Raw genomic sequence first — 19991 nt, 5'->3', positions numbered from 1 at the left:
ACTTTTTGGTGCAGTTCGGTTGGAAACAGCTGGGGCGTGTGGTCCTATTTCGGAGTTGAATCTGCTTCCGGCATTGCGGCTGCCGGAGCTACGGGAGCTTTCGGGGGAACTGCCGGCACTGCGGGTTTGGGGGCCAGCGTTGGCACGGGCACATTATGGTTTTTGATGAACTCACGCATCTTCACGACCACCTTCTGGTCGCGGTCCTCATTGAAAGCCTTATTGAGAGCCGCCCAATCCGAGTCATTTTTTCTCGTGACGGCCAGGTTGGTATGCTCGCCAATCGTGCGCCCGGTATTGGCTTCCACATTGGTCTGCACCAGCATCTCGACCAGCGGCATGAGGTAGTTGGTTTCAAGGGCGACCTGGTGCCGGAGTATGCCGCTTTCAATCTGCTCCAGGTAGTTGAGCGACCCACCCTGCTGCTGCTGCATGAACCCGTAGAGCGATTTCTCGAAGGTGCGAATTATCGCAATCAGTCGGTTGCCAATGTCCACGTTCTGCACCCGAATCGAGCGTGCCTCCTGCGCCACCGTCTTGGTGACGTGGGCAAAACTCTGCGCCGCCGCCTTCGTCGGGTCGAGTCCGTTCTCGGCAAAATAGGCGATGGCCGCGCTGGCATATTTGCCTTTGCTCATCTTGAGCTTCTTGGCTTGCTGGGCTAGAATACGGTCAGTATCCGATGTTATGCGAAGCAGCGTGCTCTGCGTTTCAGCCACGCTTTGTTCACGCGGGCGGCCTGCTTTTCGTTTGGGTCTTTCCATAAAGGAGTAGGCGAAAAAGACGATTATTATTTACTTTATATATGCTGTAATTCAATTAGTTAGTAAATTACGTTTACAATTATCCGTAACTACTACTAATTGAGCTTCTCTACACAGCAAGTTTTTTAATTAAAATTTACTGTATTACTACTGACTATCAATGCGGTAGCAATTGTTATTTACAGACAAACTCTGTTTGTCCCTGATTATCAGCGCGGTAGTGATGATTTCAGGTACTCCTCTTGCTAACTACTGCTATGGGCCGTGTTTTAAAAACATATGTCGTCCCCAACCTATGGCGTGGCACCTGAACTTAGAGGCTATGCTACGGGCTAGGTTAGAAGCTATGGCTTAGGGGCTATGTTACTCTACACTATGAGCAATCCGGAGCCGCACTATGCTACCCTGGCGTCCACTGTTACCGCCGGCCCCTTCGTATCTGCCGGCACCCAGCTACCTCTCTGCCGGGCCTTGTAACACTTCGCGCCCACTGAGCCCGCAGCATCACTCAGCAGCTACTCCGAATCTGTGGCGGGCTTCATTTTCACTCCTGTTGCATCCGGGGACCTAAGCGACTTTTCCCGACTGACTGATTGCTACCCTGCCCCAGTTTCAGCCTATGCTGCTACTAACCGGGTCTGATGATTCTGCCAACTCCAGAAGTTTCTCCCAGCTGGCCTCCTCCCCCTTTTTTGCTACTGGCTCTCTGCGCGCTTCACCCGCTAACCTGGTATACTCCCCACTACTGCTCTGGCTCCTGTTGCGGCTGACGGCTCTACTGCATCCGTCCATTCTGATGCTACCCATTATAGCGGCTTTCGTTGCCACCGTGCCCACCTGAGCTACCGGCCGACTACGCCTACCCCGGCAATTTCTGAAACGGCTCCAGTCACACTTTCCACATTCAGGCGACTGCCCACCTTTACGCAAGTCCCGGCTCTGAGCACTTAAGCTGATGTTGCTGCTCCCGCCACTTTTGCAGCCCGCTGCTTTGTGCCGGCTACCCAATTTTCAGAGGCTGCCCGGTTTAGCCTAGCCCATGGATTTTGCTGTTACTCCGCTGACCAGGTAGCTCCGATTTTCCCGACGCTGACTTTACCACCTCGCCTCATTTTCCTGCGAGTCTGTTCTGTACCCAGGCTTCAATTTTCGCCCAACTGCTCCATGGCGGCTATCCCGGTTTTCCGCCCGAGCCGCTGACTGGCCACTGACCAATTTTATGAGCTGGCCCATTTTGCGCGGCCCCAATTTTCAGTCAATTCCTTCTGACACGATGCTCACAAAATCCCGGACCTGCTGTAACTGTCCTCCTCCAGATTTTGTCCCTTGGCCTGCTGATTAATACCGGCAGAAATTGCCTCCGCTCGAAATCTTCTGCTCCTCTCAACCCGCCCGACTTCCCGAATTCCTAACTTCCGCCAAACTGCTGGTCGTGTGATTTTCGTCCGGCTCCGGTTGCTGCACCTCATCGAAAATCGTCAGCCTGGAGCAGAGCCCTTCCCTGCCAAAAAGTACGCCGCCCCATCTTGTTCACGGCTCCCAAAAATTAGCGAACCTGCTCCAGGCGTCCCTTCCGAAAAACCCGACTTGTCCCTCCCCGACTGTTACTCGAAGCGGGCTTCTTCTCCCGGTAGCAACTCCCAGCTTACCCGCACTTACCAGCTCACCCGCGCTGACTGTCTGGTTCACGCTCCCTTCAATTTTGCCCAGCTGCTCGCTCCCCGCTATCCGGAGTCGTGGCTGCCCTCGTAATTCTGGCCTTAACGGAATTTTCACCGCCCGCCCATTATCGGGGCTACCCACTTTTTCGGCTCATCCCGGATTTTGCGGCCGGCCGAATTTTCGTCGCCCGCCATTTTCGGGGCTGGCGGATTTTTCAGCTCATCTCGTTTTTGAACTACACCGACTTTTCGGCTACCCCCGGATTTTGCGGCCACCCTACTTTTTCCACCCACTACATTTTGGCTTGGCTTTGGATTCTGCGCTGGTCGGATTCTACGGGTCTGCTGCTGTTTGCCTGCCTCCTGGTTTTGTCGCCGGCTGTCGTCTGTGCTTCATGCTATAACTACCAGACCCCGGCCAAACACTTGCCTCCAGATTTTCCCGACGCCGGCGTTTTTTGCCTCCCACCAAAACCACGCTGTCCCCGTTGTACCCGGTACGCTCCACCTGCCCCGACTACCCGGTATGCTTTCGCCCCTTCCTCACTTTACCACCTACCATCAGGCCGCGGGGAACTATACGTATAGTTGGCTCGAGCTGTGCTTTTCTGGGTAGCTTGCATTCTGACCGGCACCACAAATTCGTACTGGCCATGTTGCTTGACCTCCACTCTATTACGTGGTAACTCGAGTATCCCGGACAACTCGCATCCGTCAAATAACGGGATAATGTTCAGGTAAGAAGTCTCTGGTTGCGGCTTAAAACCTAAAAGATCGAACCCAGATAGAGGGGCCGTTTCCGCAACCTAGCTGATGCCTGGTAAAGCGTCGACACCTGTTTGGCCACTAGAATTAACAACGTAACTGCTCCGCGCTTATCTGCCAATTCCGGCAAACGTATTGACGCCGAAACCTAAACAACATAACCTCAAACCATCCGGCCTAATATAGCCACCGCGTTCAGTTGATGACCCATCTTACATCATCAGCGGCGAAGGATGCTTTCCTGAACTCGGTGCGTTGAAAGCAAAGTCGTCTGGGACTACCGCATATCGGCAAAGAAGTCCGCCAAGGTCAGTTGATGAATATTCAGCAACCGCAACAGGCTCTTCATAGTAAGGTTGCTGCCTTGTTCGTGACGACCATACCCGACGCGGGGCAAGCCGTGTTCAAATGCAAACCTCGTAGGAAGAATACCCTCTGTCCAACTGCAATTGCTTAATCTTTTGGGCAATCTGTTTCAGGCGGGGGGCAGAATCGGCTACTATAAGCACACGTGTCGGAATGTCCAGTGCCTGATTAATATACCTTACCTGTTACAATTAACATGATTTATTAAATATACTATAGCATGTTTGCATCTAGAAAGTTCAACGGCTCCCGTGTCGCTTCACACTCTATCTTATCCCCCACAATAGAGGTGGTGACAGGTTGTGCGGGAGTATTCTCTATTCTTCCTTAGCATGACCCCTGATCCAGAAATCAACCCTTGCCCTGGTTACCGCCCCTTACGGTTTGCTGACGCTTCCTCGCATCTGGTGGTGCGGGCTTTCACGGACGCTCATGCGCGACTTCTGTTGCGGTTCCCGAACTTAAGCTGTCCGACCTGGAGTGATGCACTCCGGGAATTACAATCTGACATTCTGGTGAACGGCAGGGAGGTATCCTTCGACTGGCAGGCCCTTACCACGCTGGCTCAACAACTGGCGGCCTCTACCCAGCACCTTCCATATCTACCTGGTTTGCTGGGAGAGGACATTGTAGCTGCGCCTCAGAGTGAAAACGAATTACCCTCGTCGTTAGCCGGCCCTGAAGTCAGCGGCTCTATAGCGGAAGCAGAGCTGGAAACGGCCACCATACTACTGGCTGACGGGACACCACAATCACTGCAACAACTCCTCAAACATAGAGCTTCGCGCAACCGCACTTTTCATGCTATTATCAAACGCCACCCGCGGGGCAATGGTAAATTTGGCTTCACGGTGCGTGAGTTGTGCCGTTCTATGCGCATCGGTGCAGAAACGCTTACGAAAGCCAAGAAAGACCCCGGCCGACTGTCCATAAACTCACTCAGGGGTCTGGCCGATGCCATGGGTGAGCCCCACCCTGACGTTATAAACGATATAATGCTCCAAACAATGGCGAAGAAGGCCAGAGCGGATGCCCGGTTGAAAAGAAACTCCAACCAGTAAGGCATTTTGTGTGCGAATGCAACGCAACGCCTACCACAGTAATGTCATTAGAGAACAGATAAGCAATTAAACGCTGAGAATAAGCTAACTGGTGAAAGTTCATGTACCACGGGCAAGTTCACGTCAGCGGCTACTGTTATCTCACTATGTGCTCGTGAGGCTAAGCAGGTTTACTCTCCGTACTGCCAACCATCTCAGCCAGTGTCTGGTAAACTGGCAGAACAGATTTGATCTGACTGAGTGTGTAAGCAGCTACTGACTTGATGTTATTGGGGTTCACCAGCGCTATGCGCACGTCGTAGAGTACTTTCGTCACCAGCGTGTAAGCCGTCATATCCCGCACGTTGCTGACCACTTCCCGTGCCTGGTACTCCTTCAGTTCAAAGTCCAGCCGTAGGCGGTCATACAGGGCCGGAAGCTCTGTATAGATTGCGGCCAGCTCCTCCCGGTACCTGGCAATCTCCGTCAGCGTGAGCGTACGCTTCGCCGGACGAACGGCAGAGTCCGTGTCGGGCTCCAGCGTACTGGTCATCTTGAAAATCAACGCCTCTACCCGTCGGCCCTGTTTCTGGACTCGCATCTCTACCTGCCAGCCAATTTCCAGAAACTCTGCCATTGCGGGCTTGAGTACGTAGCGGTTGAAATCCGTCCAGTTCCGGTACTGCTCTGAATCCTCCCCGAACAGCCACTCCCGTAGGGTCTCGAAGGCCAGTGGCTCTTCCCAGGTCTGGTTGTGGTAGCTGCGCAGAATCCAAAACAGCCGCTGGGTGTGGGCGCTTTTGAACGAGAGTAGAGACTGCAACTCAACGGTGGTAAAGCGCCCGGCCAGGTTCAGCAGATGCTCCCGTAGCAGGGGATTGAACTGTCCCGTGATCTGACGGGAGCCTTCGTTCAAACTCAGAATGGCGAACATGCTGATGGCATCACGTTGCCGCCGACCGGACTTGCCTCTGGTCATCATCAGAGGCTGCGTAAGCTTGGTTTGCGCTTCCATCAGCTCCGCGTAGGCACTGCCGCCACGGCGGCCGCTGGGCGTGATATCCTGAAAGTGAATGGTGAACTCGAGCGAGTCCTGCTTCTGGTGAAGACATCCCAGGGCCAGCGCGAAAATACGCGCCTCTACATTGCTGAGAGCAAGCGGAGAGCGGATCACTTCGTTGCTCAGAAATGCAACTTCATTAACGCGAGTGAGCAGTGTGTTGCTGGCCATAACCGGAAAATATGGCGCATAATACGGAAGACTTCCGAGTTCTTCCGCTCTTAACGCCTTTTTTTCCGGTGTTGACGCCTTTTCTTCCGCTGGTCGCGCCTTTTCTTCCGCTCTTGACGCCTTTTTTTCCGCTGTAGTACGCCATATTTTCCGGCTTAAATCGACATAGGCGACTGTTATTCATAATGTTACACCTCCCTCAAATAGATAAAAAGCCTTTAAACACTTCAAAAACTCAAAACAACTTGACTCGATTTTTTTTTAGGAAGGCTTTCAGAAGTCGTTCATCAACCGGATCCGCCAGACCGCGCGAATGCAGCTTCGCGCACTGGTCGAACCATGTGCGTACATATTTTTTTCTCAGATCGACTCTGGTGAGCCCGTCGTCCCGACGTAGGCCAAGGTGATAGAACGCTATTGATCAGGCGTACGGGCCGTTACCTGCCCGCTGGTTATCCGGGCTACGACGCTCGCAACGGATAAATCATACTCCTCCTCTGAGTCAAATACGGGGTGTCGGAAGGGAACATATGAACGCGGGGTCGCAGCCATTTTTCCCGTAGAGCGTACGAGCAGCAGACGTTTTTTGGTTGTCTTTTTCATTTCGCTGGATACATGGCCCCTCGAAGAGCGGTGACAGGACAGTCCAGGGTATACGGAAGCGGCTTTCCGTATGCACTAATGACTACGTTTCAGTAAGGTAAACTACGCTATTCCGGTTTTATTCCGCTGGAACGCCTCTTTGCGCTTATTGACCCTTCCCGGCTTGCGGTGGTGACTGGTGAGGCCACTCTCTGACCGCTGGCTCACCTAAGTGGCTGTGCGGGATCAGTAACGAATAAGCCGAGCTTACCATACTGAGTAGTACACCTACGGAAACGGGGGCCAGCCCAGCACACTTGCCAGCTATTGCCGGCACCTGGTCCGGTGTGGATTGCGTTCTGCAACTACCTGCTTCAGCCCGAGGACAAGGTGCTTGCAACTCCACAGGGATTATCTGGACGAAAAGGTCATGACCACGCGTCTGGTAGTAGAGCAGCAGTATGGGAAAGGTAGGTAGTGCTGAGCAGGACAAGCTTAGCGCGGCGGCACGGAAAACTGCATGAGCTCGCTGAGGGAGATTTCCAGCCCCTGGGCCAGAGAAGCCAGTACGTCGAGCGTCACGGAGTAGCGGGCCGTCTCCAGCCGGTAGATGGTTGGCTTGGACACATCAGCCACATCGGCCAACGCCTGCTGGCTCCATCCTCGCGCCTCGCGCAATTGCCGCAGGTGCTGGCCAAAGGCCTTTAAAACCTCCTCGTTTTTCACCTTGGCAAGCTGGTCCTAAAAATCGCCCGCCTTATAGTCACATATGATTACAAACGTAGATTTTCCGCTATCTTGCGCCCCTCCGCACCCTTTTCCGTTCACAGGTTTATGCCCCTTACTTATTCTCATCTCCCAACACCCGGTGCCGAGCGCATCCCGTTTGCGCAAGCGACACCCGGCCAGGTATCCCAGGCCAGGGACAACGCCCGGCAAGCTTTGGGCAGCAGGTTCCTTCCCATGCGGAAAATAACGTGGATCAACGCGTTCCAGACTCTGCAACCCGACCTGTGGGTGGGGCCGGACACGGCCTGCATTGATACCAGTGAGGTGGACCGCCTGACGCAGCACCTGGAATCCCTACCGTCTGATTTCCAGGCCCGGTCGGAGTCCGATCCGCGCCAGTTTTACTTCAGACGGCAGCCGATGAACTGCCCGGATGAGATTCTGCGCGCGCTGGCCGAACTCGAGGCCGATCCGTACGCTTGCGGCCCGGCCGTCTACGCGCTGGTTGCGGGGCTGGTCCGGCACCACGCCGAGGCAGAAAACTTCTACTGGACCAGAATTTCCGACCCGCATGAGGAGAACGGCGAGGACCCGGACCAGGCACGCGCTACGCTGCTTGCACGGGTACAGGCACTGGATTGCCTGCGGAACGCATCAGGCACTGCGTAACGTGCCTGGTGAGTTGCCAGCCCGTTCTCTACTGTTCAGCATAAAGTGTTGTTATTCCCGGGTGACCGGCAGACGCCCGGCGGCTGTTGCCGCCTATTACGGCCTTGGATAGCTCATGGCCAAATCCTGGGAAACACCCGGCACCGGCCGCCTCAGCACGACTTACTCTACCGGCCGGGTGCGCTGACTGGCTACGGAGGAAAGCGGGCAGCTACTGCGGTTCCGCGGGGGGATGCTCATCATCGTACAACGTGTCGAACTCCAAAGCCGAGGTATCCAGCGCAGCCCTGATGAGTTGTTCTACCCGCGCCAGCTTCGTTCGCTCCTTGGCCTGGGGATGCTCAAGTACCTGCAGCATCGCGCGCAACTGTTTGCGCAGGCGATACGCCTTCTGCTGGTGTTCTTTCGGCAGCTGTCGTGCCGCGGCTAATTCTTCCGCGAGCTGACGATTAGTGGCCCGCTGCTGCTGCAGCTGGCTGCCAAGGCTTTCCATCTCATCCTGCAGCCGGTTGCGCTCCCGCCGCAGCGAGTCGGCCTGACTGACCTGGGGTATCTGGTGATACAGCTGATTTGCCAAGGCTAGGGCCCGCCGGCCCGCCTCCAGGGGAATGCCCGTGGCTTCCAGCGCCAACTGAGCTTGTCGAAGATGCGGTGGCATTGCGAGCGGACCGGTACTCATCTGATTGGGATGACGGACTGAGGTAAGACGCATTCTGAACGCCGACCGAACTTTCGGCACCCGGGCAAGTGCGCAGGAGTATACACTCGGGCAGGGGTAAGTAGGGCCCTGGTTAAAGATAACGGAATTTTTCGGCCGTGAGCAGCCGTGGATGCAGGCCCGTGACCCGGTACCGCGCGGCCCAAAACACAAGCCGGCGGAGCAGGTGATACTATCACGCCTAAGTCAAGTCCTGCTGAAGCCGGCCTGGTATCAAACTGCTCGATTGCGCTGGTTTTTCCGGTCCTGCAGGGGATACGTCTCAAACCGGCCACTGCCTTGTCTGCTCTGACCTCGGTAACCATTCACCTGACCACTTCGCACGCCATCTACAAACAACATCCCAACAGTGTCCGGCTCAGCTAGACCGACTTAACAACGACTGGCTGAATCAGCGGAGCAACAAGCAAGCATTTATTTCCCCACTGTCTTGAAATCTGCCACCTGCTTGTGCTTTGTCGATTTCCCATCGGAGTGCGCAAATGCTTCCATCCAGCGGATAGCATCCTCAACGGGTTCGGGTGAGGAAGCAAACATCGTATTGTGGCCCAATACCGGGTACAGGCGGTACTGGTAGCGTTTACCCTGCGCGCGGAGGGAATCAAGGTGTTCCATCGAAATGCCTGCCGGGGCCTGAATATCACGCCCGCCATACAGCCAGAGGCCGGGTATACCCAGCATACTCAGCACTACCTGCGCATCCGTATCCTCAAACTGGTAACGGTCAGAGTCATGGAGCAGATGCCGGCGGGCTTCGGCTTCGGTGTGCGTGTCCCAGAACTGTTCATTGCCGGCCGTAAAGAACTGGAACCGCAGCTGCTCCCGCACGCTCACGACGGGCCCGCTGAAAATCACCATAAACCGCACTATCGGGCTCTTCTGCGCGGCCAGGGGAATCACCCAGCCGGCCTGGCTGGCCCCCAGCAAACCCACCCGGCCGCGCAGGGCCGGCAGCCGGGCGGCCAGGGTGGCGCTGGCGGCGCTGGCATCGGCGGCCAGCAGGCTGAGGTTGGCGGCATCCACGTTGTTGGTCCCGACTTCTGGCCCCGCGTACACCCCGCCCGACTCGCCCACCCCGCGCTTGTCGTAAGTGAGGGTCGCAATGCCCCGCCGAGCCAGGCGCAGCGCCAGCTCCAACTGCCGCTTTTCCTGCCCCGACCCGTGCACGATGACTACCGCGGCAACGGGATGAGGGGGAGTTACCAGCGAGCCGGCCAGGGTAACGCCGGCACTGGTAAAGCTGATTTGCTCAGTGCGGATGTCCGTTGACTGGGCGGCTCCCGAACGGGCAGCGGCCAGCAGCACAGCAACCACGGCCAGCAGCCAGACATACTGGGTGCGTTCGGCGGTGGGACGCGGAGTAGTGTGTATCATATTGCTGATCCGGAGAAGTAGCTGAGGGAGGAAGCGTGGTTAAGGGCGGGGAGTGGTCACGGACCGGAGCAGGTAGTACGCCACCACCAGGCTGAGGCCGGCGAACAGGAAGATGGTGGCCGGGTACACGTAGCTCTGGTTGCCCACGAGCCGGGTAAGCCCCGCGCCGGCCACGATGCCGGCGGCAATGCCCACGCTGAGCACGCCAAGCAGGAGCAGCAACGGCAGATAGCTCCTAGATTGCAGCCCCGTGAGCGGCAGCCCCTTCTCAATCAGGGCCAGGCGCTCCCGGGATCGGGTCGTCAGGTAGTAGTATGCAATGCCAAACCCGGCCAGGGTCAGGCTGATGGTGATGGGAATTGCCGCAGCAAAAACAGTATCCATGAGCAAAAGCAGAAGAGGTTTGCGCTTAGACGCGGGTGGCCCGGGTTCGGTCACATGGTGTGACCAGACCGGGACAATCGGCGTCTAAGCCTTCGCATGGATTTCTTCTCCCCTCCTTCCGCCGACGACCGGCTGCTGCGCCAGGCGGCCCAGGGCCAGGCCCAGGCCCTCAGCCAGCTCGTGCGCCGCCACCAGGCCCTGGCCTACACGGTGGCGCTGCGCGTGGTGGGCAACCGGCAGGATGCCGAGGAGGTGGTGCAGGACGCGTTCTTGAAAGCCTTTACCGGCCTCAGCGAATTCAGGCGGGCCGCCAAATTCTCCACCTGGCTCTACCGCATTGTCTACAACACGGCCCTGTCCAAGAAGCGCAGCCGCCCGCCGCTGGTTGACCTACCGCCGGAGGCTGACCCGGTGATGGAGCCAACGGCCACCGCGGATGGCTGGGAGGCCGTACGTCGGGCCGACCAGCGCAAGTACCTCACGCTCGCGCTGGCCCGCCTGCCCCCGGAAGATGCGCTGGTACTCACCCTGCATTATTTGGGCGAGCAGAGTATCGCCGAGCTCTGCGTTATCCTGGACAAGAAAACCTCGGCCGTTAAGATGCAGCTGCTGCGCAGCCGCAAGCAGCTGGAGCAGGCTCTGACCGACCTGCTCCCCACCGAATTCAAGCACCTCCTCTAGCCCCATGAGCCCACTGCCGCCCTCCGATCCACTCAAAGAGCTCCTGCATGCCCACGGCCTGGACGAGCCCTCCCCCGAGTTTGCCACTATGCTTACCCAACAGGTGGTTGCCCGCTACGCTACGCCCCCCGCTCCGCCCTACCAGGCCGGTATGTGGGTGGGCCGCGCAATTCTGCTGGTACTGGCCGGCCTGCTGGCGCTGGCGGTGTGTCTGCTGCCTTTCCGGGTGTCCGTCGTGCCGGTCACCTGCTCGGTAGCGGTGGTACTGGGCACGGGTGGGGTACTCTGGCTGCTGGAACATCACTGGAAGCAGCTGCCGACCCTGGGGCTTTCGTCGCCGGTAAATTCAATGAGAAAGTAGTAACTGCGGACGCGCTGGCTGAGTTTGAGACTCATGCTCAGGACGTGATATCCGGTGGGGTGGCGTTCGGTTAATAGTTCCGGGCATTAGGCGGAGGTTGGCCCCGTTGCGCTTCTGGCAGCCGAAATGTCCCAGTAAGCCGTATCTTTTCAGGCCTTTACCACCTTTTTGGTGGACTAACCAGGGCATCTCACCCAGGATTGCCGAGCGTTTGGCTTCGAGGGGACGGGAAGCGGATTGTGCACCGGGTTAAGAAGTGGGTATAATCACAGAAAACAATAAGCGGGGTAGCTTGCTCCATAGCACGAATAAGCGGCTAAAATGGACCCGTAGCGGCGTTCAAGTTTGGGAAAATTTGCCGGGCAAGCTGAGGTGGTGCAGAGTAGATCAACAGAAGTTGGCGAGCGGAGGGAGCATTTGCGAGAGTCGGGAGAGGGACATGGTTGGCAAATACACTGAAGGGCGCAAGCTCAAATTACCGCTGCTGTCGGCTTAGTTCAGCGAAATGCGGCGAATCAACTGGTTTTTGGTGTCCGTTACATAGAGCGTGGTGCCATCGGCGGTAAGGGCTACCCCGAAGGGAAACTCGAACCGGGCCTCCGGGCCGCTGCCGTCCTGGCTGCCCCAACTGCGGGGGCTGCCCGCCAGGGTGGTGGTTTCGCCAGTGAGGGTGAGGCGGCGCACGGTAGAATTGACGTTATCGGCCACGTACAAGGTGCCGGCCGCATCCAGGGCAATACCGTTAGGCCAATCGAAGCGTGCGGCAGTCCCCGAGCCATCGGTGCAGCCAGCCTTGCCGGCCACGCCGGCCAGCGTACGCACGTCACCGGACACGGAAATGGTGCGGATGGTATGATTGCCGTTGTCGACCACGAAGAGGGTGCCCGCCGCGTTGACAGCCAGGCCCGAGGGACGAAAGAAGCGCGCCGCCGCTCCCACCCCGTCTGCCGCACCTTTCTTACCGGCGGTACCGGCTACCGTGGTTACCTCTCCAATAGCTGTAATGCGTCGGATGGTGTGGTTGTCGGTGTCGGTTACGTAGATAATCCCGCTGGCCGTTACGGCAATGCCGTGCGGGTAATGGAAGCGGGCCTGCTCCCCGGGTCCGTCGGCATTTCCTTTCGTGCCTACTCTACCAGCTAACGTAGTGACCACGCCCGCCGGCGTGATTTTTCGGATGGTCTGGTTTTCCGCGTCGGTGACGTACAGCACCCCCTGAGCGTCCAAAGCGAGACCGACCGGGGAGTTGAACCGGGCAGCCGCCCCGACGCCGTCGGCGCTGCCCTGAGCCCCCGCCGTCCCGGCGAAGGTGGTTACCATACCGGCCGGGGTGATTCGGCGAATCGTGTGGTTGTTGGTGTCGGCCACGTAGAGCGTGCCGTCCGGGGCCAGGGCAATACCCATGGGCCGGCTAAAGCGAGCAGCAGGCCCGAAGCCGTCGGCGCTGCCGGCCTGCTTGGCCGTACCGGCAACCGTAACAACTGTGGGGGAAATGACTTGCGCAGCCCGATCAGCGGGGATGGTCGGCTGCGCCAGCGCGGAATGACACCAAAGCAACAGCGCAAAGCAATAGATAGAAAAGGCAAATTTCATGGTGGTGGACAGGTAGCGGGTATGGCAACAGGCCAAGAGAATGATTCAGCGACCAGTAAGGGGTATGACAGCTATTGGGTAGGCTCAACAGAGTACAAGCGTACGCGCTGGGAAAGGTATATACCAGCCGGACGGAACAGCCACCCGAGCGGGTAGCCATTCTGCTATTCAGAATAGCTCTCTGATCTACCGAGTAGAAATCAACCAGCTATGTGCAGCCTATGCGTACTGGCGGGCAGCATGGCCGGAAGCCCTGGGGCAGTACTCCGCCATCAGGGCTGGACCTACCGAATAACCGTGAGCCAGCCCCGGTAGACGGCGCCGGCGGCTGATTGAGAAAGTTGATAGTAATATATCCCAGGCGCAGCATCCCTCCCCCAATCGTTGCGGTATGCGACCGTCTCGTACACCTTCCGCCCCCAACGGTTGAACAGACAGAGCGTCCAGGCCCCCTGCAGTCCGTCAACCTTAAATTCGTCATTGTAGCCATCACCGTCAGGCGTGATGATGTTTGGGACGGTTAGGCAGGGAGTAAACGTCACCTGGCGGCTGGCGGTCTGCACCCCACAACGGGTAATTACCTGCAGAGAGTACGTACCAGCCTGCTGCACGCGCAGCGTGGAGGTGGTAGCCCCCGTTGACCAGCGGTACGTAACGGGAGCAGGCAGCAACCGGGCCGGCAATGAGGGCCGAAGCAGCACATCGGTGCCGGCACACGCAGTAGTATCGGCGCCCAACTACAGGATCGGAAGAGTGGGCAGAATACGTACAAGGTGGCGGGCAGACTGCTGACAGCCTCTGCCATACGTAACCAGCACGGAGTAAGTACCTGACTGGCTGACGGTGAGAACGGAATCAGCAGCGCCCGTATTCCACAGATATGCGGTGGCGCCGCGTTGCGTTGCTCGCAGGCGCACTGGCTGACCGGCACACCCAACGGAATCCCCCGCAATGCGAGCAGCTGGTACGCTTACCTGGTAGGAGGCCGTAAGCCGGCACCCGGAAGGAAACAGGGCCTCGACGGAGTACGAGCCGGGCTGGGTGATGGGCAGAGACGCGGTGGTAGCGCCCGTATTCCAGCGGTAAGCAGTAGCGCCGGGGGCTACGGCCGTCAGCAGGGCCGGGGCACCGGCACACAGAGCGTCGGGCCCCGTAATGGTCAGAGAGGCAGGCCGGACTAGTACTTGTTGGGTACGGGTGCAGCCACTGCCGAATTGGGCGGTAACGGTATAGGTACCCGGCTGGAACATGGATAGCGTAGCGGTGGTAGCGCCCGTATTCCACCGCCAGGCGGTGGCGCCCGCAGCAGTGGCCTGCAGCTGACCGGTGGAACCGCTGCACAACACGGTGTCACCGGTTACCCGGATGACAGGGGCTGCGGATGTCACCGTGTGCTGGGCCGTACGGGTTTCACCAGAGTTAAACGTTACGGTAACGGAGTATACGCCGGGCTGCGAGACAGTTATGGAAGGAGTGGTGGCACCCGTACTCCAGCGGTAGCTCTGCACCGTAGGGGAGGCTTGGGCCGTTAGCTGTACCTGGCTCCCGGTGCACACCAGCGTATCGCCGGTAATGCTTACCCGCAGGGACGGGATATCAAACAAAACCGCCAGGTAGCCGACCGGAGCCGAGCTGGAACCAGATAAAGTAAGGGCGCTGAACTGCGCCGGCGGGGTAGCACTACCCCCCATGTAGAACCGTTCCTGGAAACCGGGAAGCACTGCGCAAGCTTCGTCGGCACCGGGCCCACCCGCCCGCTGCGCCCACGCCGGGGCGGCTGACGAGCCGAGCTCCTCCACTTTGGTGATGAAGGCATCGGTGGCACCCGCACTGGTCAGGCGGTGCGGGCCGATGGTGGCGATACCCTCAAAATCTCCCACCCAATACAGGGTGTTTGACCGCAGTATTCGCCGGCCCCGGTCATTGCCGGCGCCCCCCGCTTTCAAGGCCCAGGCAAACGTGGCCCCCACCCCATCATCACTTGCTTTTACCAGGAAGGCGTCCGAGGTGAGGCCCGATGGGTCCGTGTTGGTCAGCGTCAGGGGGCCGAACCGGATGTTTTGGCCCCGGAATGAGCCCGTCAGAGCCAGCCCGTTGAAGACAGTAATACTACTTGCCTGATCATCGCCGGGGCCGCCTACGGCGTAGGCCCAGGTAGGGGTTATGGTAATACCCGACAAGGCTACGGCCCCCATGAACAGGTCACGTCCCGCGCCGGGGCTCGAATGGGTCAGGGAGCGGTTGTTCACCAAACATTGGGAGCTGGTAAACTCTCCCGCGAAGTACAGTCCCCGGGGTTGTAGGGTAACGGCGGTTACGCTTTCATCGCCGGGTCCCGTAACAGCCTGCACCCACCGAAAGCTTCCGGCTACGGAATTGTCGTCGAGCAGGGCCACTATTCCTTCCCGGCTCCCGACGACACCCGTGTTGGTCAGGCTGAACGTGCCGAGCGTTGCCGTCGCGCTGGAGAATTCCCCCCCTACTACCAGAAGGCGCCCATTGACGTAGATGCTGGTGAGGCGTTCCTCCTCGGGTCCTTGCACCGATTGCGCCCATGCGAAGTAGGGAGTCCGGTCAACTTCATCCAACGATACAACGAATCCATCGGACTTGCCCCCCGTGCCAGTCAGGGCAAGGGACTGATTGCCGAAAGCGGCGGTAGGACTACGGAAGGAGCCGACTATGTAGGCCTGGGTACCATTTACCTCGAAGTCGGCCACCTGCTCAGTGCCCACTCCCCCAAATCGGGCCGCCCAGGTAAAAGAATTCGAAAACAGATCCCAGCGGGCAACGAACCCATCCACTCCCCCGGCACTGGTCAATTGGGTACCCCCCAACTGAATGGTTCCCTCAAACTCTCCGGCTACATAGATAGTCTGCCAATCATACGCATCCTGGGCCGTTATCCGGCTGCGGGCTCCATTTACATGGGTAATGGAGGAAAGCTGCTGCCATGTCGGAGGAGCCTGTGCGCGGAGCCCAGCAGGGATAATAAGCAGCAGAAACAGTAGAAAGAGGAAATATCGAACCATCGATGATTCAGAGGTGATGACACATAATCTGATAGCTGGCAAAGATAACCAGTAGATGTGCTGCTGATTTGTCTGGCACCTGATTTCTGGCTGAGGCGCTACCACGGCGGCTTGAAGCAGATGACGCGGGCAGTTGGCAACAGTTGAAAAAACCGCAAGCAGGTGCCCACCTGACTGATCATTGTGCTGAGCCTAAGGGCCTGAAAGTGGTACCTGAACTACCGGACAAACCAGTCCAGATGACCTTTCCGGCAGCTGGCACCCCGTGAGTATACAACGAACATGTCCTCCAGTCGGGTGGTAAACGTCTGGCTTTTGTACTGGGCCTTGCCCTACCAGAGCGCGGGCTGGCCGGTGGCCGTACCAGAGGCGGCGGGACGTACGGTACCGCGGCCGAGTCGGCGGTTGAGCATGTAGAGGGTGCGCATGAGCTATAGGGCGCGGCCGGTTTCGGGGGCAGGTATCAAGGTTGCGGGGGCGCACCGGCTCAGTTGCTGGCCCAAGGCTGTCGGCTGGCCCATGCTCGAAGACACGCTGGCTACCCTGTACGCCCCCCGTAGCATTACATCAATCTGGGCTTTATTGGCTATTGGGCCTTGGCTTAGGAGGTTACGCGAGCGGGCGGGCCAGGCGCTTTCACTGGAAGTCTAAAAGAAACGCTACCTCGAAGCAGGGCGAGTATTTTAGGGTTCTATCAGGAAAGTCAAACGCGCTGTGTCTGTTGACGTACTGGCATCACACGGGTGAACTGACAGGGATGTATCAGCCACCGCCGGGCGCTTGTCTGCCGGGTCATGGGGTAGATGCAGGTGTCGCCAATTCCAGTAATCAATTACGTTTTGCACTGCCCCTGGCATGCACTATATAACTGCTACGGCTCCAGGCTCTTTGCAATGAGCGTCCGAAGTCGTTCCTCGTGCTGGTCCGCCCACTGGCCGATTGCGCCAATGACGGGAATGAGGGAGTAGCCCAACTCGGTGAGGGAGTACTTCACTTTCGGCGGCAGCACCGGATAAATCACCTTCGTCACCAGCTCGTGGCTTTCCAGCTCCTTCAACTGCAGATTCAGCACCCGGCGGGTGGCACCCGGAATTTTGCGCCGCAGCTCGCTGGGCCGTTGAAAGCCCTGATAAATAAACCACAACAGACGGATCTTCCATTTTCCGTACAGCACTAGGGCCGTCCCCAGCTGCCGGCCCCGACCGGCCCGTTGCGCCTGGCCATCGTAGAGGATTTATGTATGCTTATTTTCGTATCAACAAGGAACAACCACCTGGATGCAAGTAGTTTGATAGGAGCTGATTGCTAGGTACTGAACAGCTTTTGCAGCCCACTATCACCCAACTCCATTTTTTATCATGCGCAGGAAACGATTTAGCGACGATGATGAGCTGGAAGATGCCGGCCTGATTCAATCTATGGCTCCCACTGAGGATGAGCTGCGGGAAATATCCTTGTTCATAGCCGAGAGCAAAAGACGTTGGGCAAGCCAGCTCCAAGAAGGGTCCCAGACTGCTGATGAAGGCAACACCCCTCAGAAGAAAGACGAATAGCACCAGCTTGCTCACTCGCTAAGGGATAGGTCCGTTGATCAGGACGAGAAAAGCGGTGGCCCCGCGCTGTGCTCCTGAGGCCGGCCCAATGCCAGCACGTCGAGGGAGTCGAGCACGGTGGCATCGTGGTGGATGTCGAACTTACGAGCCCAGAGCTTGCCGCAGCCCAGCAGCTCGGGCAAATCGTCGCTGGTCAGCAGCTTGGGCGTGGCCCCGCCCGCCCGCCAGTCGATGTAGCGCAGGCTGTCGTTGCTGACCGTGGCGGCCAGCGGCGAGTTCAGCAGCACGGTGGGCAGCAGAAACTCATCGGAGCCCCAGGTCAGGTGGGCAAAGCGGCGCAGATCGGCGTGGTCCGCCAGAAAATCCACCAGGTAGCGGGCCGCCGGGCGGGCCAGGGTCGACCAGCTGCAGGTGGGGCCGCCGTAGAGCGGCCCGGCGAGCGGCAGCCGGCGGGCGGGCAGCAGGGCATTCAGGGCCTGCTGCACCAGGTAGCGGCCCGGAAAGGCGTACTCCGTGAGGTGGTAGCGGCTCAGGCGGCCGTGGTTAGCCTGCCACCACGGCCCCCCGGGCGGCTCGGTGGCCAGAAACGACTCGCCCCGCCGCCCGGCCAGGAAGGCCAGCGCCCGGTCGGGCGGCGCTAGCGGGTAATCCTGCCCACTTAGCACGTTGATAAACTCGCAGGCCGGGTCGCGGGTCAGGATTTCCCCGAGGCACTCCACCGTGTTACGGGTCTGGCTGTAGCCGCCCCAGGTAATGGCGTTGCGGGTGCGGGTAAAGTGCACCCGGGACCGGTTAGCCAGCCAGAGAAAGGGCGCGGCATCCGTTTTCCGGTCCAGGTGCACGTAGCAGGTTACATCAGGGTGGGCCAGAGCGCCGAGCAGCCGGCCCAGCTGCCGGGAGTTCTTGTGGGCCAGGATCAGGTGGGCAATTTTCATGGCAAGGGCAGCGCAGGTGTGGACGGATTGGGGCGGCGGAAAACCACGGACGCCAGGCGGGCAAGCCGGCGGCCGGCGGCTCGCCACCCGACGCGCAGCATGCCGCCGGCTTCCACCGGCAGATCCCGCCGCAGCAGACGGAAACCAAAGACAAACCCAACCAGAATGGTGGGCAGACTGGCGAGGGCGACCCCGTAGATGCTGTGGGTAAGGTGAATGCCCACCAAATCCCCAACCACGTTCACGGCCAGCATCAACAGCACTTTCAGCAGGTTCAGCTGGGGGCGGCCCAGCACGTCGAGGGCCAGGCCCGTAAACCGGTCGAGCGGCAGCAATACGGCCATGCTGATGGTGAGTCGCAGCACGCCCGCCGCCTCGGTGCCCAGGTACTGCCGCCCCCCGATCAGGGAGATGGGCACCTCGGCCAGCAGCACCGTGCCCACCACCACGGGCAGCAGCAGCCAGGTAAGCAGCCCGGCCTGCCGCTCCAGCAGCGCCGCCATGCCGGCCCGGTCGTGGCGGTTGGCGGCGGCGGCCAGCCTCGGCAGGGCCGTGGCCGTAACGCTGCGCAGCGGAATTTCAATGAGCTCTTGAAAGCGCTGCGCCAGGTTGTAGACGGCCAGCGCGGCCGGGCCCAGCAGCAGAGTAATGAGCACGGTATCGGAGCTGCGCAGCAGGTAAGAGCCGATGTAGCTGCCCACGCTGTACCGGCCGAAGCGGGCCAGCTCCCGCACGCCGGCCGCCGAGCCGTGGCGCAGGCTGCACAGTCCCGCCCAGCCCCGCCCGAGCACCACGGCGCTGGTCAGGGCGGCGGCGCCCAACTGGCAGTACACCACCCCCGGGAGCGACACGCGCCCCAGCAGCAGCAGCCCACCGATACCGGTCAGGAACGCGACCTGACCCAGCAGGCGCAGGCCCAGCAGCCGGTCGAAGCGCTGGCCGGCCTGCTGGGTGCAGGTGGCCATGAACGAGGGCAGCGTCAGGGCGAGCAGCAGCGGAAACCAGCGCAGGAACAGCCCGAGGCTCAGGGAAGCATTCCAGGCGGGCCACTGACCAGCCAGCAGCCCCAGCAGACCGGGGCCGGCGGTAAGAACGAGTGCCAGCATCCAAGCCGACCCCTGCACTTCGGCCGCCCGGGCCGGGGCCGCGCCGGCGTAGGCCCGGATAAAGGCCGTGGTCAGCCACCCCGACCTAAACGCCTCCATCAGGCCCTGCATGGCCAGAAAAAACACCCAGACCCCGAGCTGGGCCGGGGGCAGTAGCCGGAACAGCAGCGCCACCGACGCCACGGTAAAGCCCGAGGCCGCGAGGTTGCCGGCCAGCGACAGCAGCTGCGGGTTGCGCAGGTAAGGGCGGCAGCGGAGCAGGAATCCGGGCATCAGCGGTGAGGGGTAGTACAAGTTTGAGTGAATCAGGCGGTAGCCAGCGCGGTGCGCTGGGCTTTTTCCCAGGCGGCGGGCTGGGCCCGGCGCACAAAGCGCCAGAAGCCCTGGAAGACGGCCACCTGCATCAGGGTGAAGTACAAGGGCACCAGCAGCGGCCCCGCCGCCCGG

The 19991-nt window shown here is 59.3% G+C and carries 20 protein-coding genes; 7 read left to right on the top strand and 13 right to left on the bottom strand.

The genetic code is table 11. The features are described 5' to 3' along the window. Nucleotides 1–44: 44 nt before the first annotated feature. A complete protein-coding gene (locus tag EI291_RS22145) occupies nucleotides 45–764 on the bottom strand; it encodes a BfmA/BtgA family mobilization protein (RefSeq protein WP_125424476.1) in 720 nt (239 codons plus the stop codon). Nucleotides 765–1383: 619 nt separating this feature from the next. Here EI291_RS22145 and EI291_RS22650 point away from each other — a divergent pair. The 3 genes from EI291_RS22650 (at nucleotide 1384) to EI291_RS22135 (ending at nucleotide 4617) form a co-directional block, all read left to right on the top strand. Then, nucleotides 1384–1605 (top strand): hypothetical protein, encoded by a 222-nt coding sequence (locus EI291_RS22650; RefSeq protein WP_148103444.1) that lies wholly within the window; start codon nucleotides 1384–1386, stop codon nucleotides 1603–1605. A gap of 746 nt (nucleotides 1606–2351) precedes the next feature. After that, the gene (locus EI291_RS22975; protein ID WP_170172764.1) at nucleotides 2352–2516 is read left to right on the top strand and encodes a hypothetical protein; all 165 of its coding nucleotides are present in this window, start codon (nucleotides 2352–2354) and stop codon (nucleotides 2514–2516) included. A gap of 1372 nt (nucleotides 2517–3888) precedes the next feature. Further along, nucleotides 3889–4617: a hypothetical protein gene (locus tag EI291_RS22135; protein WP_125424475.1), complete on the top strand. Its 729-nt coding sequence runs from the start codon at nucleotides 3889–3891 to the stop codon at nucleotides 4615–4617. A 160-nt stretch (nucleotides 4618–4777) separates the two neighbouring features. Here EI291_RS22135 and EI291_RS22130 read toward each other — a convergent pair whose 3' ends face one another. Together EI291_RS22130 and EI291_RS22125 are read right to left on the bottom strand one after the other, a co-directional pair. Then, a complete protein-coding gene (locus EI291_RS22130; protein ID WP_170172763.1) occupies nucleotides 4778–5770 on the bottom strand; it encodes a replication initiation protein in 993 nt (330 codons plus the stop codon). A gap of 1134 nt (nucleotides 5771–6904) precedes the next feature. Continuing rightward, the gene (locus EI291_RS22125; RefSeq protein ID WP_125424473.1) at nucleotides 6905–7135 is read right to left on the bottom strand and encodes a helix-turn-helix domain-containing protein; all 231 of its coding nucleotides are present in this window, start codon (nucleotides 7133–7135) and stop codon (nucleotides 6905–6907) included. Nucleotides 7136–7243: 108 nt separating this feature from the next. Here EI291_RS22125 and EI291_RS22120 point away from each other — a divergent pair, with 108 nt between their 5' ends. Further along, a complete protein-coding gene (locus tag EI291_RS22120; RefSeq protein WP_148103443.1) occupies nucleotides 7244–7807 on the top strand; it encodes a hypothetical protein in 564 nt (187 codons plus the stop codon). A 211-nt stretch (nucleotides 7808–8018) separates the two neighbouring features. On the opposite strand, the gene EI291_RS22115 is transcribed toward EI291_RS22120, so the two are convergent. From EI291_RS22115 to EI291_RS22105, 3 genes are all read right to left on the bottom strand, one after another. Beyond that, nucleotides 8019–8465 (bottom strand): hypothetical protein, encoded by a 447-nt coding sequence (locus tag EI291_RS22115; RefSeq protein ID WP_148103442.1) that lies wholly within the window; start codon nucleotides 8463–8465, stop codon nucleotides 8019–8021. Nucleotides 8466–8939: 474 nt separating this feature from the next. Beyond that, on the bottom strand, nucleotides 8940–9899 hold the full coding sequence (locus EI291_RS22110; RefSeq protein WP_125424470.1) for an alpha/beta hydrolase family protein: 960 nt from the start codon (nucleotides 9897–9899) through the stop codon (nucleotides 8940–8942). 39 nt (nucleotides 9900–9938) lie between these two features. Then, a complete protein-coding gene (locus tag EI291_RS22105) occupies nucleotides 9939–10283 on the bottom strand; it encodes a DUF6249 domain-containing protein (protein ID WP_125424469.1) in 345 nt (114 codons plus the stop codon). Nucleotides 10284–10379: 96 nt separating this feature from the next. On the opposite strand from EI291_RS22105, the gene EI291_RS22100 reads away from it, so the two are divergent. Then, complete coding sequence (locus EI291_RS22100) at nucleotides 10380–10964, top strand: RNA polymerase sigma factor (protein ID WP_125424468.1); 585 nt, start codon at nucleotides 10380–10382, stop codon at nucleotides 10962–10964. A gap of 4 nt (nucleotides 10965–10968) precedes the next feature. Continuing rightward, nucleotides 10969–11325, top strand: a complete 357-nt coding sequence (locus EI291_RS22095; protein ID WP_125424467.1) for a hypothetical protein — start codon at nucleotides 10969–10971, stop codon at nucleotides 11323–11325. A 492-nt stretch (nucleotides 11326–11817) separates the two neighbouring features. Here the strand turns inward: EI291_RS22095 and EI291_RS22090 are convergent, their stop codons facing one another. From EI291_RS22090 to EI291_RS22075, 5 genes are all read right to left on the bottom strand, one after another. Beyond that, complete coding sequence (locus EI291_RS22090; protein ID WP_125424466.1) at nucleotides 11818–12918, bottom strand: NHL repeat-containing protein; 1101 nt, start codon at nucleotides 12916–12918, stop codon at nucleotides 11818–11820. 284 nt (nucleotides 12919–13202) lie between these two features. Next, nucleotides 13203–13655, bottom strand: a complete 453-nt coding sequence (locus EI291_RS22085) for a gliding motility-associated C-terminal domain-containing protein (RefSeq protein WP_125424465.1) — start codon at nucleotides 13653–13655, stop codon at nucleotides 13203–13205. Continuing rightward, nucleotides 13656–15950: a hypothetical protein gene (locus EI291_RS22080; protein WP_125424464.1), complete on the bottom strand. Its 2295-nt coding sequence runs from the start codon at nucleotides 15948–15950 to the stop codon at nucleotides 13656–13658. It abuts the gene before it with no gap. 332 nt (nucleotides 15951–16282) lie between these two features. After that, the gene (locus tag EI291_RS23280; RefSeq protein ID WP_148103441.1) at nucleotides 16283–16378 is read right to left on the bottom strand and encodes a DUF4113 domain-containing protein; all 96 of its coding nucleotides are present in this window, start codon (nucleotides 16376–16378) and stop codon (nucleotides 16283–16285) included. A 443-nt stretch (nucleotides 16379–16821) separates the two neighbouring features. Next, a complete protein-coding gene (locus tag EI291_RS22075) occupies nucleotides 16822–17124 on the bottom strand; it encodes a winged helix-turn-helix transcriptional regulator (protein WP_240635638.1) in 303 nt (100 codons plus the stop codon). A 184-nt stretch (nucleotides 17125–17308) separates the two neighbouring features. Between EI291_RS22075 and EI291_RS22070 the strand changes: the two genes are divergently transcribed. Beyond that, the gene (locus tag EI291_RS22070) at nucleotides 17309–17503 is read left to right on the top strand and encodes a hypothetical protein (protein WP_125424462.1); all 195 of its coding nucleotides are present in this window, start codon (nucleotides 17309–17311) and stop codon (nucleotides 17501–17503) included. 38 nt (nucleotides 17504–17541) lie between these two features. Here the strand turns inward: EI291_RS22070 and EI291_RS22065 are convergent, their stop codons facing one another. Continuing rightward, a complete protein-coding gene (locus EI291_RS22065) occupies nucleotides 17542–18438 on the bottom strand; it encodes a beta-1,6-N-acetylglucosaminyltransferase (protein ID WP_125424461.1) in 897 nt (298 codons plus the stop codon). Further along, nucleotides 18435–19817, bottom strand: a complete 1383-nt coding sequence (locus EI291_RS22060) for a lipopolysaccharide biosynthesis protein (RefSeq protein ID WP_125424460.1) — start codon at nucleotides 19815–19817, stop codon at nucleotides 18435–18437. Before EI291_RS22060 ends, EI291_RS22065 begins: the two co-directional genes overlap by 4 nt. Nucleotides 19818–19991: the final 174 nt, after the last annotated feature.

Source organism: Hymenobacter rigui (genome assembly GCF_003944715.1).
In the GTDB taxonomy this organism is placed as follows: Bacteria; Bacteroidota; Bacteroidia; order Cytophagales; family Hymenobacteraceae; genus Hymenobacter; species Hymenobacter rigui.
Note: the sequence above shows the minus strand (reverse complement) of the source record. Positions and strands in the feature narration are given on the sequence as shown.